Here is a 19792-nt window from a genome sequence, read left to right as displayed (position 1 = left end):
ATCACGCGTGACCGAGGCCACCGCGCCGCGCCCGGGGGGATCATCGACGGGTGACGGAGACGCGGTGGAAGGAGCTGGAGGAGTGGCCCCTGATCGGTGCGGCTCTGGCGTTCCTGGTCGCCTACGCGGTGATGGTGGTCGGACAACCCGTGGGTCCGGTGGGAGTGGTCACCCGGATCGTGATGGCGGGGACCTGGGTTCTGTTCGCCGTGGACTTCGTGGTCAGGTTGGCGTTGGCGGAGCGTCGCGGACCGTGGTTGCTCAGGCACTGGTACGACCTCGCGGTCGTCGCTCTGCCGGTCCTGCGACCGCTGCGACTGCTCCGGCTGGTGACCCTGCTCGGGGGGATGAGGCGGTCGGCGGGCACAGTGGTGCGCGGTCAGGCGATCACCTACGCCGCGGGGTGGACGGCGGTCCTGCTCGTGGTGTCCTCGCTCGCGGTGTTGAACGCGGAACGTGGGGCACCGGGGGCGTCGATCCAGACATGGGGTGAGTCCCTGTGGTGGGCGACCGTGACGGCGACGTCCGTGGGGTACGGCGACTACTCGCCGGTGACCCCGGTGGGACGCACGATCGCGGTGGGGCTCATGTTCGGCGGGATCGCCCTGCTGGGCGTGGTGACGGCGACGCTCGCCGCCTGGCTCCTGGAGAGGATCGCCGAACGCGATGGTGCGGGAGAGGACGGGGACGGACCCGGTGAGCCCGGTCCACGCGCCGACCCGCCCGGCGGCTCGTCCGTATCGTCGGGGCCATGACCACGGACACCGCACGTCCCCTCACTCTCGGAACCCGGTACGCGAGCGAGTTCCCGGAACTGGGCGTGCCGTGGAAGGCCGCGGAGGCGTACGGGCCGCGGCTGCTCGTGCTCAACGACGCGCTGGTCGACGAGCTCGGCCTGGACGCCGACTACCTGCGTGGCGAGGAGGGCGTGCGGGTGCTGACGGGCACTCACGTGCCGGACGGGGCCACGCCGGTCGCCCAGGCCTATGCCGGACACCAGTTCGGCGGGTACTCGCCCCGGCTCGGCGACGGGCGGGCCCTGCTGATGGGGGAGCTGCCCGATGGCCGTGACCTGCACCTCAAGGGTTCGGGGCGCACCCCGTTCGCCCGCGGTGGCGACGGTCTGGCCGCGGTCGGCCCCATGCTCCGCGAGTACGTCATCAGCGAGGCGATGCACGCGCTCGGCGTCCCCACCACCCGCTCGCTCGCCGTGGTGGCCACCGGGAACACCGTGTACCGCGAGTCGCCGCTGCCGGGCGCGGTGCTGGCCCGCGTCGCCGCGAGCCACCTGAGGGTGGGGACGTTCCAGTTCGCGCGATCGGTCGACGACGACGAGCTGCTGCGTCGGCTGGCCGACCACGCCATCGCCCGGCATCACCCGCACGCCGCCGACGCGGAGAACCCGTACCTGGAGCTGTTCGCGTCCGTGCTCCGCGGCCAGGCGGAGCTCGTGGCCCGCTGGATGCTCCTCGGGTTCATCCACGGCGTCATGAACACGGACAACACCACCGTCTCGGGCGAGACCATCGACTACGGGCCGTGCGCCTTCATGGATAAGTTCGACCCGGCCACGGTCTTCAGTTCCATCGACACCGGCGGCCGCTACGCCTACGCCAACCAGCCGCCGGTTCTGCAGTGGAACCTCGCCCGGTTCGCCGAGACCCTCGTCCCGCTGGTCGACCCGGACCAGGACGAGGCGGTCCGGCTCCTCACCGAGGTGCTGGGTACGTTCCCGGAGCACTACCAGCGGGCGTGGACGGCCGGGATGCGCGCCAAGATCGGCCTGCCGGACGAGGTCGGGGACGCCGAGGCGACCGACCTCATCGACGAGCTGTCCCGGTTGCTCAGTGCGACGCGGGCCGACTACACCGGTTTCTTCCGCGCGCTCGGGGCGGCCGCGGACGGGGATGATCAGCCGGTGCGCGAGCTGGTCGGAGCGCTCGCGGAGGGCTGGCTGGCGACATGGCGGGCGCGTCGACCCGACCGGGGATCGATGGACCGGGTCAATCCGATCTACATCCCGCGCAATCATCTCGTCGAGGAGGCCCTCGACGCGGCCACGGCAGGGGACATGGGGCCGCTGTCGGAACTCCTCGTCGTCGTCACCGACCCCTACACCCGGCGCGCCGGTTACGAGCGCTATGAACGTCCCGCCCCTCCCGAGGCCGCGCCACACGTCACCTACTGCGGCACCTGACGCGCCGCCCCCAGCAGTACGCGCGTATTGATACGAAACACTTATCTTCCGTGGGTGCTGTTTGTCAGCCGTTCGTACGACAATGAGGTTGTCACATCAATCTTACGGCCGGGCCGTGAGACGGGCGGGAGGCCACCACGTGCGACTACTCATCGCGGACAGCGACGGCGGGTACCGCCAGCCCTCGGCCATCCTCGGCCGGTTCGTCGACGACCTCGTTGAATGGACAGGTGCCCGGGAGGCCGTTCGGGTGCAGTGGCCGGCGCCCGGGTCGGGTCGACCCCGGCGGTCGCACACCTGGGAATCGGCGTCCGCGGCCGGGGTGGCCGACCTCAACCGTCTCGTCCATCTCCACCCGTCCGACGACCTCGTACTCATCGGTGCGTGCTGCGGGACCCGGGTGATCCACGACTGGATGGACTCGCACCCGGAAGACCTCGACCGGGTCGCCGCCGTGGGGTTGGTCGCCGACCCGTTCCGACCGCGCGACCGCTGGCTCGCCGGCATGCCCGATCCGGGTGGGCAGGGCGTGGCGGGACTGCGTCGCGGACCGATCCCCGATCGCACCCACTGGGTGTCCGTGCCGGGGGATCCGCTGAGCGGCGTGCAGCCGTCGAGCCTGCTCCGCGGCGCCGTGAGGGCCTCAGACCTGACGCCCGTCCAGGTCTACGACGAGCTGATCGAGAACCTCCCCGACACCCGCACCCGGTTCGCCCTGCGTCTGCACGTCGTGGAGCATCCCGGACTGTGGTCGCCCCATCTGCTCCGTCAGCTCGACGACGTCACCGACACCCTGCTGACCTATCGCGACGCGGGGTACGCCGCTCTGTACGAAGCCGACGTCGACGGTGCCTCCCCGCTGGCGCGGCTCGCGAGGGTCATCGCGGATCAGGTCGCGTCCGATCAGGCCGCCTGAGCGGGTCGGTACACCCAGACGGTGCGGTACAGCTGGACGGTTCGGTACAGCCAGACGGTTCGGTACGGCTAGACGGTCGCCGGGACCGGACGGCGGCTCCGGAGCAGCTCCTCGAACCGCGCGGCCGGGCCCGGAGTGGGTAGGCGACCCTCGTTCGCGTCGGCGAGCAGGGAGTTGATCGTTTCGCGTGCGCACGTCTTGTTGGAGCCGATGAACCCGCGTGGGCCCCGCTTGATCCACCCGACCACGTAGAGCCCGAGCACCTCGCGGCCGTCGGCGGCGTCGAGGACGCGGCCCTCGCGGCTGGGGATGGTCGCGGACGCGGGGTCGAACGGCACCCCGGGCACCGCCACGCCGCGGTAGCCCACCGAGCCCAGGACCAGGCCCGCCGCGAGGGTCTCCTCGGAGCCCGGGCGGGGCACTGCGCGGACCCGGCCGTCGGGGTCGGCGACCGGCTCGGTGCGCACGACCCGCAGGCCCTCGGTCCGCGCGGTGCCCACGACCTCCACGGGCGCGGTGGCGAAACGCAGGATGATCCGGCGACGAGGGGTCGTCTCCGCGGTCCCGCGGCTCGGCCGGTCGGCGATCCGGGCAAGGAGTTCCAGCTTCAGGCGGCCCTGTCTGGTGGTCGCGGCGTCCGGGTCGATGCCGTCGGGGGCGTCGACGCGCAGGTCGATGTCCTCCCGTGCGTCGAGTCCGACCAGCTCGGGCAGGGTGAACGCCGCGTGCTCGGGGCCGCGACGGCCGAGAACCACGACCTCGCGGACCCGGCTGCCGCGCAGCGCCTTGAGGGCATGGCGGGCGATGGGGGTGCCCGCGAGCCGCTCCGGGTCGGTGGCCAGGATCCGGGCGACGTCCAGTGCCACGTTGCCGTTGCCGACGATCACCGCCCGCTCGTGATCCAGCGGGACGTCGGCGTCGGCGTGGTCGGGATGGTCGTTGTACCACCCGACGACCCGCGTGGCCGACGTGCTCCCCGGCAGGTCGACCCCCGGGATGTCCAGGGGGCGGTCCGTCCCGGCCCCGGTCGCGTACACCACCGCATGGTGGTGGGCCGCCACCTCCTCGGCGGTGATGTCCTCGCCGACGTGCACGCCGAGCCGGTAGCCGAACCCGGGCTGCTCCTCGATCGCGGTGAACAGGTCCGCGACCGCGCGGGTGCTGGTGTGGTCGGGCGCCACCCCGTGTCGGGCGAGCCCGTGGGGGACGGGGAGCCGATCGAACACCGTCACCTCCACGCCGGGCTGGCGGAGGAGTTCGTCGGCTGCGTACAGCGCGGCGGGGCCGGCTCCCACGACCGCGACCCGCAGGGTCGTCCGGGTGGGCCCGAGGCGGACGATCGTGGGGACGCGGGCCTGGGGCCTGCTCGGCCGGTCGTCCCCGGTCAGTGCCTCGTTGATCCCGAGGAAGTCCTGCTGCTCGGGGGCCAACGCGGTGTGCGGGACGATCGCCCCGACCGGGCACGCCCCCACGCACGCCCCGCAGTCCACGCAGGACACCGGGTCGATGTAGAGCATCTCGGCGGTGGCGAAGTCGGGCTCGTCGGGGGTCGGGTGGATGCAGTTGACCGGGCAGGCGTGGACGCATGAGGCGTCCGCGCAGCAGGCCTGCGTGACGACGTGGGGCATGTCGGCGGCCTAGTCGCGGAACGCCACGGGCGGCTCGCCGCGGTACCGGGAGGGGCGCCCGTCGATCTTCAGGGCCTTCCACACCCGCCGCGCGGCCGGGTTCATCAGGCCCGAGTCCTCGGCGAGCTTGCGGACGTCGCCGAACAGGTCCGACAGGAACCGCTGCGACTCGGGGCTGTCCCAGTACAGCTCGCGGACGACCTCGTCCGGGATGTCGAACGTCTCGCGGAACTCCTTGGTGGGCTTGAGGATCGCGTCGCACAGCACCCGCATGATCACGGGGAAGGCCAGTGAGACGGCCATCGCCTGGCCGCGGCTCAGCTTGGGGGCGTTGCGCGCCACGTAGGTGTGCGCGAACGAGATGTGCCGGGCCTCCTCGGCCACGTGGATCTCCATGATCCGGGACAGGACCGGCGGCAGGGTGTCCGAGTTGCGCAGGACCTGCTTCTGGGTGTGGTCGATGGGTTCCTCACCGGCCAGGACGCCGATGAAGAACGCCACCGGGAACGGGCCCGCGGCGAGCGGGATGATCGGGGACAGCCGCCGGATCCACCGCGGCATGCCGGGCACGTCGGCGCCGATGCGGTTCACGCCCTGCTGGAACATCTGGGTGTGGTGGCACTCCTCGGTGGCCTCGTGGGTGAGGTACCGGAACTCCGCGGCGCCGTTCTGGCTCTTGAAGACGTACTGCATGATCCCGCGGATGAGGATGTTCTCGAACTGCAGGCCGACCTTCATGATGTTGGCCTGACGCCACAGGCCGATCGCGATCTGCTTCTCCCGGGGCAGCCCCAGGTACCACGGGTGGCCGCCGAGCGGGTCGATCCCGGCGGGCAGGATCCAGCGCTCGTCGGTGGGGTCCACCGCGAAGTCCGGGTCGTCCCACGGGATGTCCTTGAAGGCGTCGAAGCTGCGGTGGACCGAGGCGTGAGACAGGCGCCGGAGCGTGTCCTCGTACTCCTCGGTGGTGGCCGACGGGGAGGGGGCGACAGCGGTCATGGCTCATCCTTCCGGTTCCCGACTCGTGGATCGGGAGCGTGGACTGCAGATCGACGGTGACAGAGTGACATCCGCGATCTATTTGTACCTGACGCTAGACACGCAGAGGCGATTCGTCAACCATTCACGAGGTTCGGTTCAGATCTGCGCGGCGGGGATCCTCGCGGCGAGACTCCGCGCGGCGAGACTCCGCACGGCGGGGCTCTGCGCGACGAGACTCTGCGCGGCGGGGCTCTGCACGGCGGTGCGGGTCAGCCCTCGGCGAGTCCACCGCCGAGCAGCGGGCCCAGGTGGGTGCGTGCGAACGCCCGCGAGACCTCCGGGTCGTCCAGATCGATGGCGGTCGACGGCGTGAGGACGAACGAGATGACGAGGCGGACCGTGAGCTCGGCCCCGACGAGCAGTTCCTCGTAGGGGCGGGAGTCGGGGACGGTCCGCGAGATCTCGGCGGCCAGGAAGTGTGCGGCGGCGGTGATGAGCGGCGCCCCCTGCACGGTGAAGTGCGGGACGGTCGCCTCCGGCTCGGTCTCCAGCAGGCGGTTGAGCAGGTCGTGGTCGCGGAGCGTCTCGACGGTGAACGCGAAGCCCTCGGTGAGCTTGTCCTCCACCGTGGCGTGGGCGTCGATCTCCCGCTGCAGGTCGGCGAGGAACCAGGCGGCTTCGCGCAGCAGCGTCGCCTCGACCAGTTCCTGCTTGTTGGCGAAGCGCCGGTACAGCGTCATCCGCGCCAGCCCGGCCCGCCGGGTGATGTCGTTCATCGTGGACCGGGCGATCCCCACGCTCTCGAACTGTGCGGACGCCGCGTCGAGGATCTGCTCCCGGATGGGGTCGTCCATCGAGGTGCCGTCCGGGAGGCTTCGCCCGGAACGCAACATCGCCAACGGGTCGGACGCGGGGGTGTCGCTCATGTGCGCGATTGTCCCACTCCGGGCGGGGTCGTGTGCCCGTGCCTGAACTCGCGTGCGGTCATCCCCCACCAGCGCCTCGCGTACTGGCTGAACGTCGTGGCGTCGCCGAGGGCCAGCGCCGAGGCGATCTGGGCCAGCGGGATCTCCGTCGTGGTGAGCAGGCGCACTGCGATGTCGCGGCGGACCTCGTCCCGCAGTGTCGCGAAACTCGTGCCCTCCCCGGCCAGTCCGCGTTGCAGCGTGCGGGGGGAGACCGAGAGCAATCTTGCGACCCGGGGCAGCGACGAGGTGCCGGTGTCGAGGGACTGGTGCAGGACCGCCCGCGTCCGTTCGGTCATGTTCCGCCGGTCCTCGGGGATGTGCTGGTCCAGGTACCGCAGGGCGAGCTGCTGGACCGCCTCGTCGCCGCCGGAGATGGTGCGGCCCAGGAGGGCGGACGGTACGCGCAGCACCGCGGCCGGGGTGGACGGCGTGACCGGCGCGCCGAAGAGCGATTCGTACCGCGCGGCGTCGGTGTTGAGTGGGTTGGGCAGGTCGACGGACACCAGGCCGTAGTCCCCGCCGAGCACACTGCGCATGGCGCGGTGGAGGAAGAGCAGGACGAGATCCACCGTCTGCGGCGGGATGAGCTGCCCGGGGTCCCGGTAGCCGAACCGCACCCCCAGGATGTCGGCCTCGTCGCGCGGATCGGGCACCACGGTGATCTCGATCGAGCGGGAGTGGAAGAACAGGTATTTGGAGGTCATCTCGAGCGCCTGCGTGGTGGTCCGGGCGTTCTTCACGGCCACGGCGACCGGGCCGAGCATGTCGAGATCCTGGTGCCCGGCGACGCGCAGTCCGAGGTCGGGGCACCGGAGCTCCGCGGCAGCGGTCTCCAGCAGGAGGGCGATCGACAGGTCCTCCACCAGGATCTCGTCACTGTCGAGCGCGCCGGCGGGGAGCCCGGACCGGCGGGCCAGGTCGTCGGGGTCGCCGCCGAGTTCGGTGACCACCTGCCGGACCCCGCGCAGGCCGGCCGATCGGATGAACGCCATGGGACCACCCTGCGGCACTTGGCGCGATCGAGCAACTTATTGGCGCATTCCGGCAAGCCTGCGGTGCCGTCGGCGGATACCGTACCGGTCATGATCAATTCCATCGAGCGTCCGGACGGCCCGGGCGCAGCGCCCGGAGACCCGCTGGACCTGCTGATCGTCGGGGCGGGCCTGTCCGGCATCGACCTGGCCCACCACGTGCACGAGGCGTTCCCCGACTGGCGATGGGAGATGCACGACGCCCATGACGACCTGGGGGGCACGTGGCACACGTTCCGCTACCCCGGCATCCGCTCGGACTCGGACATGGCGACCTTCGGGTTCCCGTTCCGGCCCTGGCCACACGCCTCGACCCTCGGCAGCGGCGCGGAGATCAAGGAGTACCTCCGCGACACCGCCCGCGAGGCCGGCGCGCTGGACCGCCTGCACCTGCGCTCGTGGGTCGCCGACGCGGACTGGCGCAGTGACCACCAGCTCTACCGGATCACCTGCGTCACCGAGGACGGCGAACGCATCGTGTGGGCGCGGCGCGTGCACTTCGGCTCCGGCTACTACTCGCACGCAGAGGGGTTCCGCCCCGAGTTCCCCGGCGAGGCGGATTTCCGCGGCGAGATCATCCACCCCCAGCAGTGGCCCGCCGACCTCGACTACACCGGCCGGAAGTTCGTGGTGATCGGGTCGGGCGCGACGGCCGTGACGCTGGTGCCGGCGCTCGCCGAGCTGGGCGCGGACGTGACCATGCTCCAGCGCACCCCCAGTTATGTCGGCCCGCTGCCGGAGAAGGACCTCATCAGCGCGGTGTGGCGCCGACTGCTGCCCGCCCCGTGGAGCTACCGGGCGGCGCGCCTCAACCACGGTGCGCGGGACACCGCCCAGTTCGTCATCGCACAGCGGCTGCCCTGGCTGTTCAAGGCCGGGCTGCGGCTCATGCAGAGGCGCTACATCTCGTCCGAACAGATCGACGAGCACTTCACGCCGCCGTACCGGCCGTGGGACCAGCGTGTGTGCAAGGCCCCCGACGGGGACATCTTCCGGGCGATCCAGCGTGGTGGCGCACGGGTGGTCACCGGGCACATCGACCGGTTCACGCCGGCCGGGATCCGTCTGCGGTCGGGTGAGGAGATCGAGGCCGACGTCATCATCTCCGCCACCGGCCTGCGGCTCGAGGCGTTCGGCGGCGGCACGTTGAGCATCGACGGCGAGGCGCTGGACGTCCCGAGGTTGGCGACCTACCGCGGCATGATGCTGGCGGGAGTGCCCAACTTCAGCTTCACGGTCGGCTACATCAACTCGTCCTGGACACTGCGCGCGGATCTGGTCTCCCGGTACATGGTCAAGCTCTGGAAGGCGGGCGAGTCGGTGTACGCGCCGCGCCCTCCCGCCGGGCCCGCCGACCAGCTCCTGCTGGACTTCGACGCCGGGTACATCCAGCGTGACGGCCACAAGTTCCCCAAGCAGGGCACGACCCGCCCGTGGCGTTACGTCCAGAACTTCCTGGTGGAGATCCCCGAGCTTGCCTTCGGTGACCAGCGCCGCGAGATGGCGTTCGGGGACCGGGTGGAGCTCACCGACGCGCGCCGTGGGCGCGAGGCGGTCGGCGTCGGCCGCGACGGTGGGCAGGTCGAGGACGCACGGGATCACGAAGACGACTACGACGACGAGGTGGCCACCGCATGAGCCGATTTCTCCCACGGAAGAGTGCCGAACGGTCCGGGCGGGCGGTCGCCGACGGTGGTGGCAGGCGCGTGTTCATCACCGGTGCCGCGTCGGGGTTGGGGTTGGCGCTGGCCAGGGAGTACCTGGCACTCGGGGACGAGGTGATCCTCACGGACGTCCACGCCGAGCCCCCGCCCGCCGTGCAGGAACTGGTGGGGCGGTGGACGTACCGCCGGGTCGACGTCACCTCGGATGACGACTGGCGGGCCGCCGCGGAGGAGATCGAGTCGCTGGACATCCTCGTCAACAACGCGGGGATCGCGATCGGCGGTGCGCTCGGCTCCACCTCGATGGAGGCGTGGCAGCGGATCGTGGACATCAACCTGCTCGGGGTGGTGCGCGGCTGCCGGGCGCTCGCGCCGAAACTCGGCCGTGGGGGCCGTCTGGTCATCACCGCCTCGGCCGCCGGCCTGGTGCACGCTCCGCAGATGGGCGCCTACAACGCGACCAAGGCCGCGGCGGTGGCGCTGGGGGAGACCCTGGACGCCGAGCTCCGGCCCCGCGGGGTGTCGACGTCGGTGATCTGCCCGCAGTTCTTCCGGTCCGGGTTGGCGGACTCCCTGTCCGGTGAGGACGCGCGGGCGGACGAGATGGCACGCAAGCTGCTGTCGCGGACGCGGTTGACGTCGGAGATCATCGCGCGGCGATCGGTGCGTGGCATCGAGGCCCGGCGAGTGGTGATCACGCCCGACGCCCTGGCGACGTTCTTCTGGTACTCCAAGCGCTTCACCCGCGTGCCCTTCCTGGGCTCGACGCGCCTCATCGGCAGAGTCGTGGCGCGCGGCCGCTGACCTGGCCCGGGTCCGGGGACGGGCCCACTGCGGCCGAGCAGAGGATTTCGCGCAGAGCCACTCGGGCGATACAGGCGAATTCCTCTGCTCGGCCGGACAAGATCATCACCCGCTCCCCTCAGTGGTGCGCCGTGGACCTGCGTGACGACAACCAGGAGCTGATCGACCCCATGAGCCCCGCGGCCCGGGCCCGGGCCCGCGGCCGTGGGCTGTGGGCTGTGGGCCCGGGGTTCGGGTCCGTGGGCTCGGGCTCCCGTCTCAGTCGCGTGGGTAGACGAACCCGCGGCGTACGTCGATCCCCACGGCCTCGCCCACCCGCGTCGGCACGGCGGTGCCCGTCGGCACGAGGACCCGCAGCTCGATGTCCCCGTGCCGGCAGATGACGGTCCGACCGCTACGGCCGTACAGCGAGGTGACGAACTCCGCGCCGATCCGGTCGGGCCCGGCCCCGACCCCCGGACCTGCCCCGACCCCCGGCCCGAATCCTGATCCGGCCGCGGTCTCGACCCTGGCGCCGGGAGTGCTCAGGGCGAGCCCGCCCGGCAGGAGGGCGAGCGTCGCCGGGCCCGTCACGGACCCGGCGGGGCCGGTCAGCGCGTCGGGGCGCAGGGTGATCCCGCCGGTGTCGGAACGGAACCCGTCACCGGAGACGGTCCCGTCGACGAGCGTGGCATCGTGCAGGAAGCCCGCGACGAACGCGCTGTTCGGGGCGGCATCGAGCTGGTCGGGCACGTCGCACTGCACCAGCCGGCCCCGGTGGAGGACGGCCACCTCGTCCCCGATCGCCAGTGCCTCACCGCGGTCGTGGGTGACGTGGACCATCGTGAGGTCGTGCTCGGCGGCCAGCCGGCGGAGCATGAGTCGGAGGGACGCGCGGAGGGGTTCGTCGAGTGCGGACAGGGCCTCGTCGAGGAGCAGCACCCCCGGCCGCGCGACGATCGCCCGGGCGAGCGAGACCCGCTGCCGCTGGCCGCCGGACAGGGTGTCGGGGCGACGACGGGCGAAGTCGCCCAGTTCGACGGTCTCGAGTGCCTCCGCGACGAGTCGGCGCCGCCGGGCGGCCGGGACCTTCGCACGCCGCAGCGGGTAGGCGACGTTGTCCTCCACGCTGAGGTGCGGCCACACGGCGTGGTGCTGGAAGACCATGCCGAGACCCCGCTCCTCGGGCGGGAGGTGGATGCCGTCGCCGACCAGGGTCCTGTCGCCGACCCGGATCGTTCCCGCGGTGGGTCGTTCGAATCCGGCGATGGCGCGCAGGAAGGTGGACTTGCCGGACCCGGACGGCCCCACGAGCGCGAGGATCCGGCCGGAGTCCACCCGCACGTCGAGGTTGTCGAGGGCGACGGTCTCGCCGAAGCGGACGCCGACGCCGTGGGCGACGAGTTCAGGCACGGATACTCCTGGGTGCGGATTCGGACCCGGTGGCGGGTCGGCTGTAGCGGGCGCCGAAGGCGGCCAGGACCAGCAGGCCCACCACCATGAGGACCACGGACAGGGCGGAGGAGGCGTTGTAGTCCCCCGCCCGCTGGTACTGGAAGATCACCACGCCGAGGGTCTGGGTGCCGGGCGCGACGAGCAGGACCGAGAGCGTGAGTTCGCGGACCGCCGTCACCGCGACCATGATCATGCCGATCCCGACCGACGGCAACGCCAGGCGCACGCTGGTGTCGAGGCGGGAGCGCAGCGCCTTCGCCCCGCCGATCCGCGCGGCCTCCTCCATCGACGAGTGGATCCCCGCGAGCGGTCCGCGGACGGTCTGGACGACGATCGCCGTGAACGCCGTGACGTACGCGCCGAGGATGACCCAGCGGGTGTTGAACAGCCCGGTGTAGCGGCCGAGGATGAGCCACCCGGTGGCGATCACGAGGCCCGGCACGGCCTGCGGGAGCAGCACCGACAGGAGCATCGGCTCCCGGTCACGACCGGCCAACCGCGTGGTGAACAGCGCGACGAGCAGGCCGAGGACGCCGCAGACCACGGCGGCGCCGAGCGCGAGCACCACGGAGTTGGTCACGCCGTCGATGGTGGTCGAGGCGGTGAGCGCGCGGCGGAAGTTGTCCAGGGTCGCGGTCTCAAGGGTGAGCGGGACCCCCGGGGCGGGCAGGAGCGCCCGGACGGCCAGCCCGACGAGCGGGGCGAGGGTCACCACGACGCTGACGACCCACGCGATCACCCCGAGCGGGACGCGCGCACGGCCGAGGGCCTGGGGGTCGGCGGGACGTCCGGTGCCGCCGAACTCCACGGACCCCTTGGTGACCTGCCGGTCCAGCAGCGTGCCCAGCACGCCGAGCAGGAGCAGCACCACCCCGATCTGGGAGACGGTCTGCAGCGGTGAGGCCACGGAACCCGACTCGAGGAACCGGTAGACCATGGTGGAGAGCGTCTCGTACCCGGCCGGGAGGCCGACGATGACGGGGATGCCGAAGTCGCCGATCCCGCTGACGAAGGTCAGGGTGAACGCCGCCGCCATGGCCGGGCGGATCAGCGGCAGCGTGATGTCGACCTGCGTCCGCGACGGCCGGGCACCGGAGAGGCGGCTCGCCTCCTCCAGTTCGGCGGGGATCCTGCGCAGCGCCGCGGCCACCACGAAGTAGGCCATCGGGTAGGCGTGCAGGGTGAGGAGGAAGACCACCCCGGGCCCGCCGTAGAAGTTCCACGGGGAGAACCCCAGCACCCGGTCCACCAGGCCACCGTCGGTGAGCAGGCCGCTCCACGCGATGGCGCCGATGAACGGCGGGATGAACAGCGGGGTGAGCAGCAACAGTCGGAGCGCGCCGCGACCGGGCAGGTCGGTGCGGTCGAGCAGGAACGCCATCAGCGTGCCGATGATGACCGCCCCGATCGCCGAGAGCAGTGAGCTGACGAGACTGTTGGCGGTGGCGCGGAGCAGGCCCTGCTCGATGAGTTCAGGGAGGTGGTTCGCCCCCAGCCCCAGGGAGATGACCAGGGCCAGGGGCACGACCATGACGCCCGCGAGGGACGCCCACAGTGCCAGCCGGAGGGGGAGCGTCACCTACCGGACGGCGGCGTTGAAGGTGGCCACGGCCTCGTCCTGGGAGGCGGCGATCGCCTCGAGGTCCTGGTCGAACAGCGTGATGTCGGTGAGCGCCGGGGCGCCCCCGGGGGTTCCGGCGTCGTCACGGACGGGCAGGTAGTTCTGCTCCACCGCGATCTGCTGGCCCTTCTGGGACACGATGAAGTCGAGGAAGAGCTTGGCGGCCTCGGGGTTCGGGGCGTCGGCGAAGACCGCGCCGGGCTGGGTGATGTAGGGGACGCCCTCGCTCGGGTAGCTCACGGCGATGGGCGAGCCCTGCGCGGCGAGATCGCGGACCAGGTAGTCCACCACGATGCCGAAGGGCTTGGATCCCTCGGCGACGGCCTGGGAGACGGGGCCGTTCGACTCGGCGACCTGCGGGTTGTTGGCGCCGAGCCGGTTGATCCACTCCTCGCCGAGGTCGGGCTGCAGGCTCCACGCCGCTGCGTTGAAGGCGGCCGCACCGGAGACGTCCGGGTTGGGCAGGATGATCCGGTCGAGGTACTCCGGTTCGGCCAACTCGGCCCAGGACGTGGGCGGGTCCGTGACGTCACCTGTGTTGTAGGCGATCACGGTGGGGATGATGCGGGTGCCGACGTAGAACCCGTCCGGATCGACGGCGACATCCTCGATGGCGTCGGCCTCGCTCGGCTCGAACTCCTGGAAGAGGTCCTGGTCCTTGTACTGCTCGAACGTCGGGACGTCGGCCGCGAGCAGGATGTCGGCGGCCACCGCGCCGGTGCTCCGCTCCGCCTCGATGCGGGCCTTGAGGTCGCCGGTGCCCGCACGGAAGACCTTCACCTCGATGTCCGGCTGCTCCTCGTTGAACGCGGAGATGATCTCGTCGATCTTGGCCTGGGGTTCCGAGGTGTACAGGGTGACCTCCCCGGACGCGGCCGCGGAGTCGGACGTCTCGCCGGAGCCCGTGGTGGCGGGCTCGGAACAGCCCGCCAATCCGAGGGCGCCGGCCGCGAACACCGCGACCGACGCCAGAACCGCCCGGCGACCAACAGACCTCGACACAGCGACCACTCCCAATCTAGGACCTTCGAATCGATATCCCATCCTGGCACCCGCATCGGTCGGGCTGGGGCTATCGGGGTGAATCCACGGTGAATTCGGAGCGGACGACCGACCGGATGCGTTCCGCTGTCCCGGGGTGCACGGTGGGGTCATGAGTAATTCCACTGCCATCACCGTCGAGCGCGTGATCGACCACTCGGCGGCCGAGATCTTCGAGTTCCTCTCCAACCCGGAGAACCACGCCCGTCTCGACGGGTCGGGCTTCGTCCGGGGCGACTACAAGTCCGACCGCATCCAGCAGGTCGGCGACGTCTTCTCCATGGACATGGAGGGCGAGCACATGGGCGGCGAGTACCGCATGGACAACCACGTGACCGGATTCGGCAAGGACAAGATCCTGGCGTGGCAGCCCGCACCCGCCGGCACCGACCCCAAGGGTTGGGAGTGGGTCTGGGAGCTCGAGGCGCAGGGCCCGGACTCCACGCTGGTGCGTCACACCTACGACTGGTCCAAGGTCACGGACAAGGACGTACTCAAGAAGGTGTCGTTCCCGCTGGTGTCGGAGCAGCAGATGGAGGATTCGCTGTCCAACCTCGCCTCCGCCGTCTCCGGCTGACCGCCGCGGCGCCCGGCCGCAGCGCACCGCAGCCTCGCCGCAGTCGCGTCAGTCGATCTTCCGTAGCGCCGAGCCCTTGTGCATGGCCAGGTGACCGGTCTTGTCGCTCTCGATCTCGTACTGCGGTTCGTCCGTGCTGCAGCGCCGCATGCGCCCCTTGAACTCGACGTCCTCGGTGTGGATCTCGCGGATCACGCCGCGCACCATCCCGGCCTCGGAGTTCCACTCGACGTGGTCGCCCTTCGTGTAGTCACTCATGCGGCCAGTATGTGCGCCGGGCGGCGGGAGTGCACGGCCATCTCTCCCGCCAGCTCGAGCGGGCGAGCTCACACGGGCGAACTCACGCGGGCGCGCTCACGCCGGCGCGGTCAGCGCGCGCAGCATCTCGTCCCAGTGGGCCAGCGGCAGCAGGTGCCCCTGGCCCTCGTAGACCGTCAGGTGGGCCGAGCCCATATGCGCGGCGAGCCATCGCCCGTGGTCGGGTGGGGCGATCTCGTCGTCGTCGCCGTACCAGAGCAGCACCGGCGCGGCGATGTCCTCGACCCGGAAACCCCAGGGCCCCACAAACGCGACGTTGTCCCACGCGATCGCGTCGGCGCCCCGGTGCAGCGCCTCGCGGAAGTTGACGAACAGGGCGTGTCGGGCGTCGGGGTCCGCGACCACGGCCGGGTCGCTGGCCGCGAACATCCAGTCGACCCAGGGCGCCGCCTCGTCGTCGCGGACCGAGAGCATCGCGTCGAGGAAGTCGGAGTTGCCGGTGCGGAACACCTCCGCCGCCCGGGCCGGGTCGTCGGGCAGGTGCGACAGCGCGTCGAGGTCGTTCGGCGTGAGTGACTCCCGTGCGCCCGGCCTGCCCTCGTACGGCGCGAGACCACCGGAGACCCCGACCCGCAGCACCCGCCCGGGCAGCGCCGCGGCGGTGGCCAGCGCGAACGCCCCACCCCCCGACCACGCCGACACCGCGAACCTCCCGAGGCCCAGGGCGTCGGCGATCGCCTCTACATCACGTGTGACGCCGGCCAGGCTGATCGGCCCTGCGTCCGACCGGCCGTACCCGGGTCGGTCGAATCCGATGACGCGGACGCCGGCCCGTTCGGCGAGCCTGGCCCCGAAGTCCGCCTCGAGCCGTGATCCCGGCGTGCCGTGGAAGTGGATGAGCGGCGCCCCCGCGGGATCTCCGCACTCGTGCACGGCCACCGTGCGGCCGTCGATGTCCACCCGGTGTTCGGTCATGTCGACGAGCCTAGGGGTGCCTGGACATCCGGCGGGTCGACGACGACGAGGTGAGCCTTCTCACGCGACCGGTCCCGCCTGGCGTCGATCCCGCCGAACCGGTGCGGTGACCAGCAATGATCCGTCCCCGCCGTGCCCCCGTGTGCTGCTCGGCCCCGGCCCCGGACCCGCGGAGGGGGTTGCGGGGGCCCGCCGGTCGGTTCGTAGTGTCGGCCGCCGCGACAGGAGATCGACGCACGACACGAGATCCACAGGAGGTCACGGAGATGCAGAAGAAGCTCGTACGAACCCTGACCGGCGCGATCATGGCCGGCGGTATCGCCGCCGGGGGCGCGTCACTGGCCGCTCCGGCGGCGAACGCGGCCCCGCCGAGCGCGTGGGACCAGGTCGCGCAGTGTGAGTCCGGTGGCGACTGGCACATCAACACCGGCAACGGCTACTACGGCGGCCTGCAGTTCGCGGCCCAGACGTGGAGCGGCTACGGCGGCGGCGAGTTCGCCGCGACGGCCGACCAGGCCACGCGCGAGCAGCAGATCCAGATCGGCGAACGCGTGCTCGCGGGCCAGGGCCCGGGCGCGTGGCCGAACTGCGGCGGCCCGCTCGCCTGATCTGCGCGCGTCCGCTTGCCTGATCCGGGCGGACACGCACAGAGAGCACGCGACCGGCGCCGGGGTGATCCCCCGGCGCCGGTCGCCGTCTGTGCGAGGCCGCGAAGGGGCCCGGATGCCCCGGCGGGCGGGCCGCTATTCTCTTGAATGGTGACCACCGCCGAACGCTTCTATTCTCGCCTCGTCACCCGCGATGCCGACGCCGAGCGCGACCTCCCCGACGTCGTCCGCCGCGAGCTTCCGCGCAACGGGCTGAGGCTCGTGGCCGCCAACACGCTGCAGTCCTCGGGTGACCAGACGGTCAACGCATCGACCGTGCTGCCGTGGCTGTTCCACGTGCTCGGGGTGCCGGCGGCGCTGGTCGGCCTGCTGGTGCCGATCCGGGAGTCCGGGTCGATGCTGCCGCAGGCCTTCCTCACGCCGCTGGTGGTGCGGGTGCGCCGCCGCAAGTGGGTGTTCGTCACGGGCGCGCTGGTGCAGGCGGCATCGGTGGCGGCAATGGCCGCGATCGCCGCCCTCGGGCACGGGACGGCGGCGGGCGTCGGCATCCTGGTCGCGCTCGTGGTGTTCTCGCTGGGCCGCTGCCTGTGTTCGATCGCGTCGAAGGACGTGCAGGGCCGCACCATCCCGTCGGGGGAGCGCGGACAGATCATCGGGCTGGCCACGTCGGCGGCGGGGTTGGTCGCGATCACGCTCGGCCTGGCCATCCGGATCCTCGGCGGCGGCGACCTCGACAGCACCGAACTGGCGTTCCTGCTGGTGGCGGGCGCGGTGCTGTGGTTGCTCTCGGCGTCGACGTACTCCCGCGTGGTCGAACCGGCCGGCGAGGGGCGCTTCCGCCGGGGAGCGAAGGACCACGGCGCGACAAACGACCACGGCGCGGCGAAGGACCACGGCGCGGCCGCCGGCGGCGCGTCGGAGGAGTCGACGACGTGGTTCGCGGACGCGGCGCGGCTGTTCCGGGACGACGCCACGTTCCGCAAGTTCGTGACCGTCCGCGGCCTGCTGTTGGTGTCCTCGCTGAGCCCGCCGTTCATCGTGTCGATGTCGGTCGCCTCGGGCTCCGGGGCGCTGGCCGGGTTGGGTGGGTTCATCCTCGCCTCGGGCGTGGCGTCACTGATCGGGGGGCGCGTCTTCGGGCGCCTGGCCGACCGGTCGAGCCGACTGCTCATGGCGGGCGCCGCCACGGCCGCGTCGGCGGTGGCGGTCGCGTTGGTGCTCGCGGTCTCGATCCCGGGCTTCGACGGCGGGTCGGCACTGGGGGCCACGGTGTTCGTCGGGGCCTACTTCCTGCTCACGCTGCTGCACTCCGGCGTCCGCGTCGGCCGCAAGACCTACGTGGTGGACGTGGCCGAGGGCGATCTCCGGACCACCTACGTGGCAGTGGGCAACACGGCCATGGGGATCATCCTGCTGGTGGTGGGCGGGATCAGCTCGGCGCTCGCGGTGCTGGGCGTGCAGTGGGCGCTGATCTTCCTCGCGGTGCTCGGGGTGATCGGCGCGGTGTCGGCGGTGACGATGCCCGAGGTCTCCCGCGGCGCGGCCCGCTAGATCTCAGACGCCCGGGTCGAATCCGTCGACGTCGTAGATCAGCTTCTGCACACCGTTGGGGTACGCCTCGCTCTCGACCAACTCCAGCTTCTGCCGGGGCTTGTCGGTCTCGCTCCACATGCGCTTGCCGGCGCCGAGGACGAACGGGAACACCAGCAGGTGATAACGGTCGATGAGCCCGGCGTCGGAGAGGGTCCGAGCCAGCGTCGCCGACCCGTGCACGAGGATCGGCGCCGGTTCGGCCTCCTTCACCGCGGCCACCTCGTCGAGCGTGCGCAGGATCGTCGTCGTCCCCCATCCCTCGACAAGGTCACTCTCGGCCAACGTCGTGGACACCACGTACTTGGGCATGGCGTTGTAGCGGGGGAACTCGTCGTCCATCTGCGGCCACACGGCGGAGAACGCCTGGTAACTGACGCGGCCGAGCATCATCGCGCCGGCCTCGTCCTGTTCGCGGGCCTTGATCGAGTAGACGTCCTCGTCGAAGTCGACCGCGAACGTCCAGCCGGTGTTGTGGTACCCGGGCTCGCCGCCGGGGGCCTCGACGACGCCGTCGAGCGAGACGAAGGCGGTGTAGATCAATCGGCTCACGGGCGGGCTCCTCACGCGCGGGTCTGCCAGAGTACGCCCGCACGCGGGGCCTGAAAACGATCGTTATCTAGAGTCCGCGGGCGGGAAGCGGGGTCTGGCCTGGCGCTTCATGTCCTGGACGTGTCCACACCAGAAGCCTGGCGCCAGTAGCGCACGAATGTCCCGTCTCAGTCTGAGGGGCGACGGTAGTCGAGGCGGTGGATGGCGTAGGCGCGGATGGCGGCTGCCAGCCATGGGGCAAGGTGGCGATCTTCGGCCCCCACGACGTCTCGCTGCTGGGGGTCGCTCTCGATCAGGTCAGCGAGAGCGTGGTAGGCCGCGGGATCGACGGGCCACATGGCATGGACGGCTTCGTAGTGCTCCGCAACGATGTCGAGCGCTTGTGGTGAGGCGGGGTCGACGCCGGACTGACGTGTGCGGGATAGGCGGCCGTAGAGCTCCCGGCCGTCGGCCGCTGCCTGGTCGTAGTCGCTCCTGGTCCAATGTGCCGTGCGAGCGGCCGCGATCTGCAGGGTGCTGGCGGCAGCGTCTCCGAATCGTTCCTGAAGGGTGGCGGCAAGTTGTGCTCGTTCCTCGTCCAGTCCCCGGAAGAACTCCTCATCAGGCAGGCGGTCCTCGCCTTCGAGGTCGTCCAGGGTACGGACGATCGTGGCAGCGATCCGGTCGAGGCGGTCTCGCTCAGCGGTAACGAGCATCAGGTGGCGACGCAGCGCGGAGGCTTCGCCGTCATCTCCCGCGAGAATGGCGTTGATCTGCGGAAGCGAGACGTCGAGATCGCGCAGCAGCAAGATGCGCTGTAACCGGCGCAGCTGGCTCCGGCCGTACCAGCGGTAGCCGTTGGAGGAAACCGCTGCCGGGGCGAGCAGACCGATCTCGTCGTAGTGCCGCAGGGTCCGGGCTGAGACGCCGGCCATCTTGGCGACTTGGCTGATCGAGTACTGCACAAC

19 protein-coding genes are annotated in these 19792 nt (G+C 71.3%); 8 read left to right on the top strand and 11 right to left on the bottom strand.

The window, feature by feature from the left end; all coding sequences use genetic code 11:
- Positions 1–50 precede the first annotated feature (50 nt).
- The 3 genes from AB5G72_RS17190 (at position 51) to AB5G72_RS17180 (ending at position 3113) form a co-directional block, all read left to right on the top strand.
- A complete protein-coding gene (locus AB5G72_RS17190) occupies positions 51–755 on the top strand; it encodes a potassium channel family protein (RefSeq protein WP_244200826.1) in 705 nt (234 codons plus the stop codon).
- Positions 752–2197: a protein adenylyltransferase SelO gene (locus AB5G72_RS17185; protein WP_440220523.1), complete on the top strand. Its 1446-nt coding sequence runs from the start codon at positions 752–754 to the stop codon at positions 2195–2197. Before AB5G72_RS17190 ends, AB5G72_RS17185 begins: the two co-directional genes overlap by 4 nt.
- A gap of 115 nt (positions 2198–2312) precedes the next feature.
- On the top strand, positions 2313–3113 hold the full coding sequence (locus tag AB5G72_RS17180; protein ID WP_440220522.1) for a hypothetical protein: 801 nt from the start codon (positions 2313–2315) through the stop codon (positions 3111–3113).
- A 68-nt stretch (positions 3114–3181) separates the two neighbouring features.
- Here AB5G72_RS17180 and AB5G72_RS17175 read toward each other — a convergent pair whose 3' ends face one another.
- The 4 genes from AB5G72_RS17175 to AB5G72_RS17160 form a co-directional block, all read right to left on the bottom strand.
- Positions 3182–4741, bottom strand: coding sequence for an FAD-dependent oxidoreductase (locus AB5G72_RS17175; RefSeq protein ID WP_440220521.1), 1560 nt, complete (start codon positions 4739–4741; stop codon positions 3182–3184).
- A gap of 9 nt (positions 4742–4750) precedes the next feature.
- The gene (locus AB5G72_RS17170) at positions 4751–5740 is read right to left on the bottom strand and encodes an AurF N-oxygenase family protein (RefSeq protein WP_440220520.1); all 990 of its coding nucleotides are present in this window, start codon (positions 5738–5740) and stop codon (positions 4751–4753) included.
- Between the two features lie 251 nt (positions 5741–5991).
- Positions 5992–6648 (bottom strand): TetR/AcrR family transcriptional regulator, encoded by a 657-nt coding sequence (locus tag AB5G72_RS17165; protein ID WP_120285539.1) that lies wholly within the window; start codon positions 6646–6648, stop codon positions 5992–5994.
- Positions 6645–7682 carry an AraC family transcriptional regulator gene (locus AB5G72_RS17160; RefSeq protein WP_440220519.1) on the bottom strand — a complete coding sequence of 346 codons (1038 nt, stop codon included), beginning with the start codon at positions 7680–7682 and terminating at the stop codon, positions 6645–6647. The genes AB5G72_RS17165 and AB5G72_RS17160 overlap by 4 nt, the downstream gene beginning before the upstream one ends.
- Positions 7683–7772: 90 nt before the next feature.
- Here AB5G72_RS17160 and AB5G72_RS17155 point away from each other — a divergent pair, with 90 nt between their 5' ends.
- Positions 7773–9359: an NAD(P)-binding protein gene (locus AB5G72_RS17155; RefSeq protein WP_185951649.1), complete on the top strand. Its 1587-nt coding sequence runs from the start codon at positions 7773–7775 to the stop codon at positions 9357–9359.
- Positions 9356–10189 carry an SDR family NAD(P)-dependent oxidoreductase gene (locus tag AB5G72_RS17150; protein ID WP_120285536.1) on the top strand — a complete coding sequence of 278 codons (834 nt, stop codon included), beginning with the start codon at positions 9356–9358 and terminating at the stop codon, positions 10187–10189. The genes AB5G72_RS17155 and AB5G72_RS17150 overlap by 4 nt, the downstream gene beginning before the upstream one ends.
- Before the next feature lie 258 nt (positions 10190–10447).
- On the opposite strand, the gene AB5G72_RS17145 is transcribed toward AB5G72_RS17150, so the two are convergent.
- The 3 genes from AB5G72_RS17145 to AB5G72_RS17135 are packed head-to-tail and all read right to left on the bottom strand — an operon-like array spanning position 10448 to position 14246.
- Positions 10448–11581 carry an ATP-binding cassette domain-containing protein gene (locus AB5G72_RS17145; RefSeq protein WP_185951647.1) on the bottom strand — a complete coding sequence of 378 codons (1134 nt, stop codon included), beginning with the start codon at positions 11579–11581 and terminating at the stop codon, positions 10448–10450.
- A complete protein-coding gene (locus AB5G72_RS17140) occupies positions 11574–13154 on the bottom strand; it encodes an ABC transporter permease (protein ID WP_163376935.1) in 1581 nt (526 codons plus the stop codon). Before AB5G72_RS17140 ends, AB5G72_RS17145 begins: the two co-directional genes overlap by 8 nt.
- Positions 13155–13202: 48 nt before the next feature.
- Entirely contained in the window at positions 13203–14246 is a 1044-nt protein-coding gene (locus tag AB5G72_RS17135; protein WP_440220518.1) for an ABC transporter substrate-binding protein, read from the bottom strand.
- A 151-nt stretch (positions 14247–14397) separates the two neighbouring features.
- On the opposite strand from AB5G72_RS17135, the gene AB5G72_RS17130 reads away from it, so the two are divergent.
- A complete protein-coding gene (locus AB5G72_RS17130; RefSeq protein WP_069389847.1) occupies positions 14398–14862 on the top strand; it encodes an SRPBCC family protein in 465 nt (154 codons plus the stop codon).
- A 48-nt stretch (positions 14863–14910) separates the two neighbouring features.
- On the opposite strand, the gene AB5G72_RS17125 is transcribed toward AB5G72_RS17130, so the two are convergent.
- Positions 14911–15120 (bottom strand): DUF2945 domain-containing protein, encoded by a 210-nt coding sequence (locus tag AB5G72_RS17125; protein ID WP_067713023.1) that lies wholly within the window; start codon positions 15118–15120, stop codon positions 14911–14913.
- 96 nt (positions 15121–15216) lie between these two features.
- Positions 15217–16095 (bottom strand): alpha/beta fold hydrolase, encoded by an 879-nt coding sequence (locus AB5G72_RS17120; RefSeq protein WP_440220517.1) that lies wholly within the window; start codon positions 16093–16095, stop codon positions 15217–15219.
- Positions 16096–16361: 266 nt separating this feature from the next.
- On the opposite strand from AB5G72_RS17120, the gene AB5G72_RS17115 reads away from it, so the two are divergent.
- Together AB5G72_RS17115 and AB5G72_RS17110 are read left to right on the top strand one after the other, a co-directional pair.
- The gene (locus tag AB5G72_RS17115) at positions 16362–16703 is read left to right on the top strand and encodes a transglycosylase family protein (RefSeq protein ID WP_067713017.1); all 342 of its coding nucleotides are present in this window, start codon (positions 16362–16364) and stop codon (positions 16701–16703) included.
- Positions 16704–16853: 150 nt separating this feature from the next.
- Positions 16854–18254, top strand: coding sequence for an MFS transporter (locus tag AB5G72_RS17110; protein ID WP_440221522.1), 1401 nt, complete (start codon positions 16854–16856; stop codon positions 18252–18254).
- A 3-nt stretch (positions 18255–18257) separates the two neighbouring features.
- Here AB5G72_RS17110 and AB5G72_RS17105 read toward each other — a convergent pair whose 3' ends face one another.
- Entirely contained in the window at positions 18258–18845 is a 588-nt protein-coding gene (locus AB5G72_RS17105) for a dihydrofolate reductase family protein (protein ID WP_440220516.1), read from the bottom strand.
- 167 nt (positions 18846–19012) lie between these two features.
- Positions 19013–19789 carry a MerR family transcriptional regulator gene (locus AB5G72_RS17100; protein ID WP_120285529.1) on the bottom strand — a complete coding sequence of 259 codons (777 nt, stop codon included), beginning with the start codon at positions 19787–19789 and terminating at the stop codon, positions 19013–19015.
- Between the last annotated feature and the right edge of the window lie 3 nt (positions 19790–19792).

It is taken from the genome of Dietzia sp. MNB45, from assembly GCF_051994785.1.
Lineage (GTDB): Bacteria > Actinomycetota > Actinomycetes > Mycobacteriales > Mycobacteriaceae > Dietzia > Dietzia kunjamensis.
This window is presented reverse-complemented; position numbering and strand designations above follow the sequence as displayed.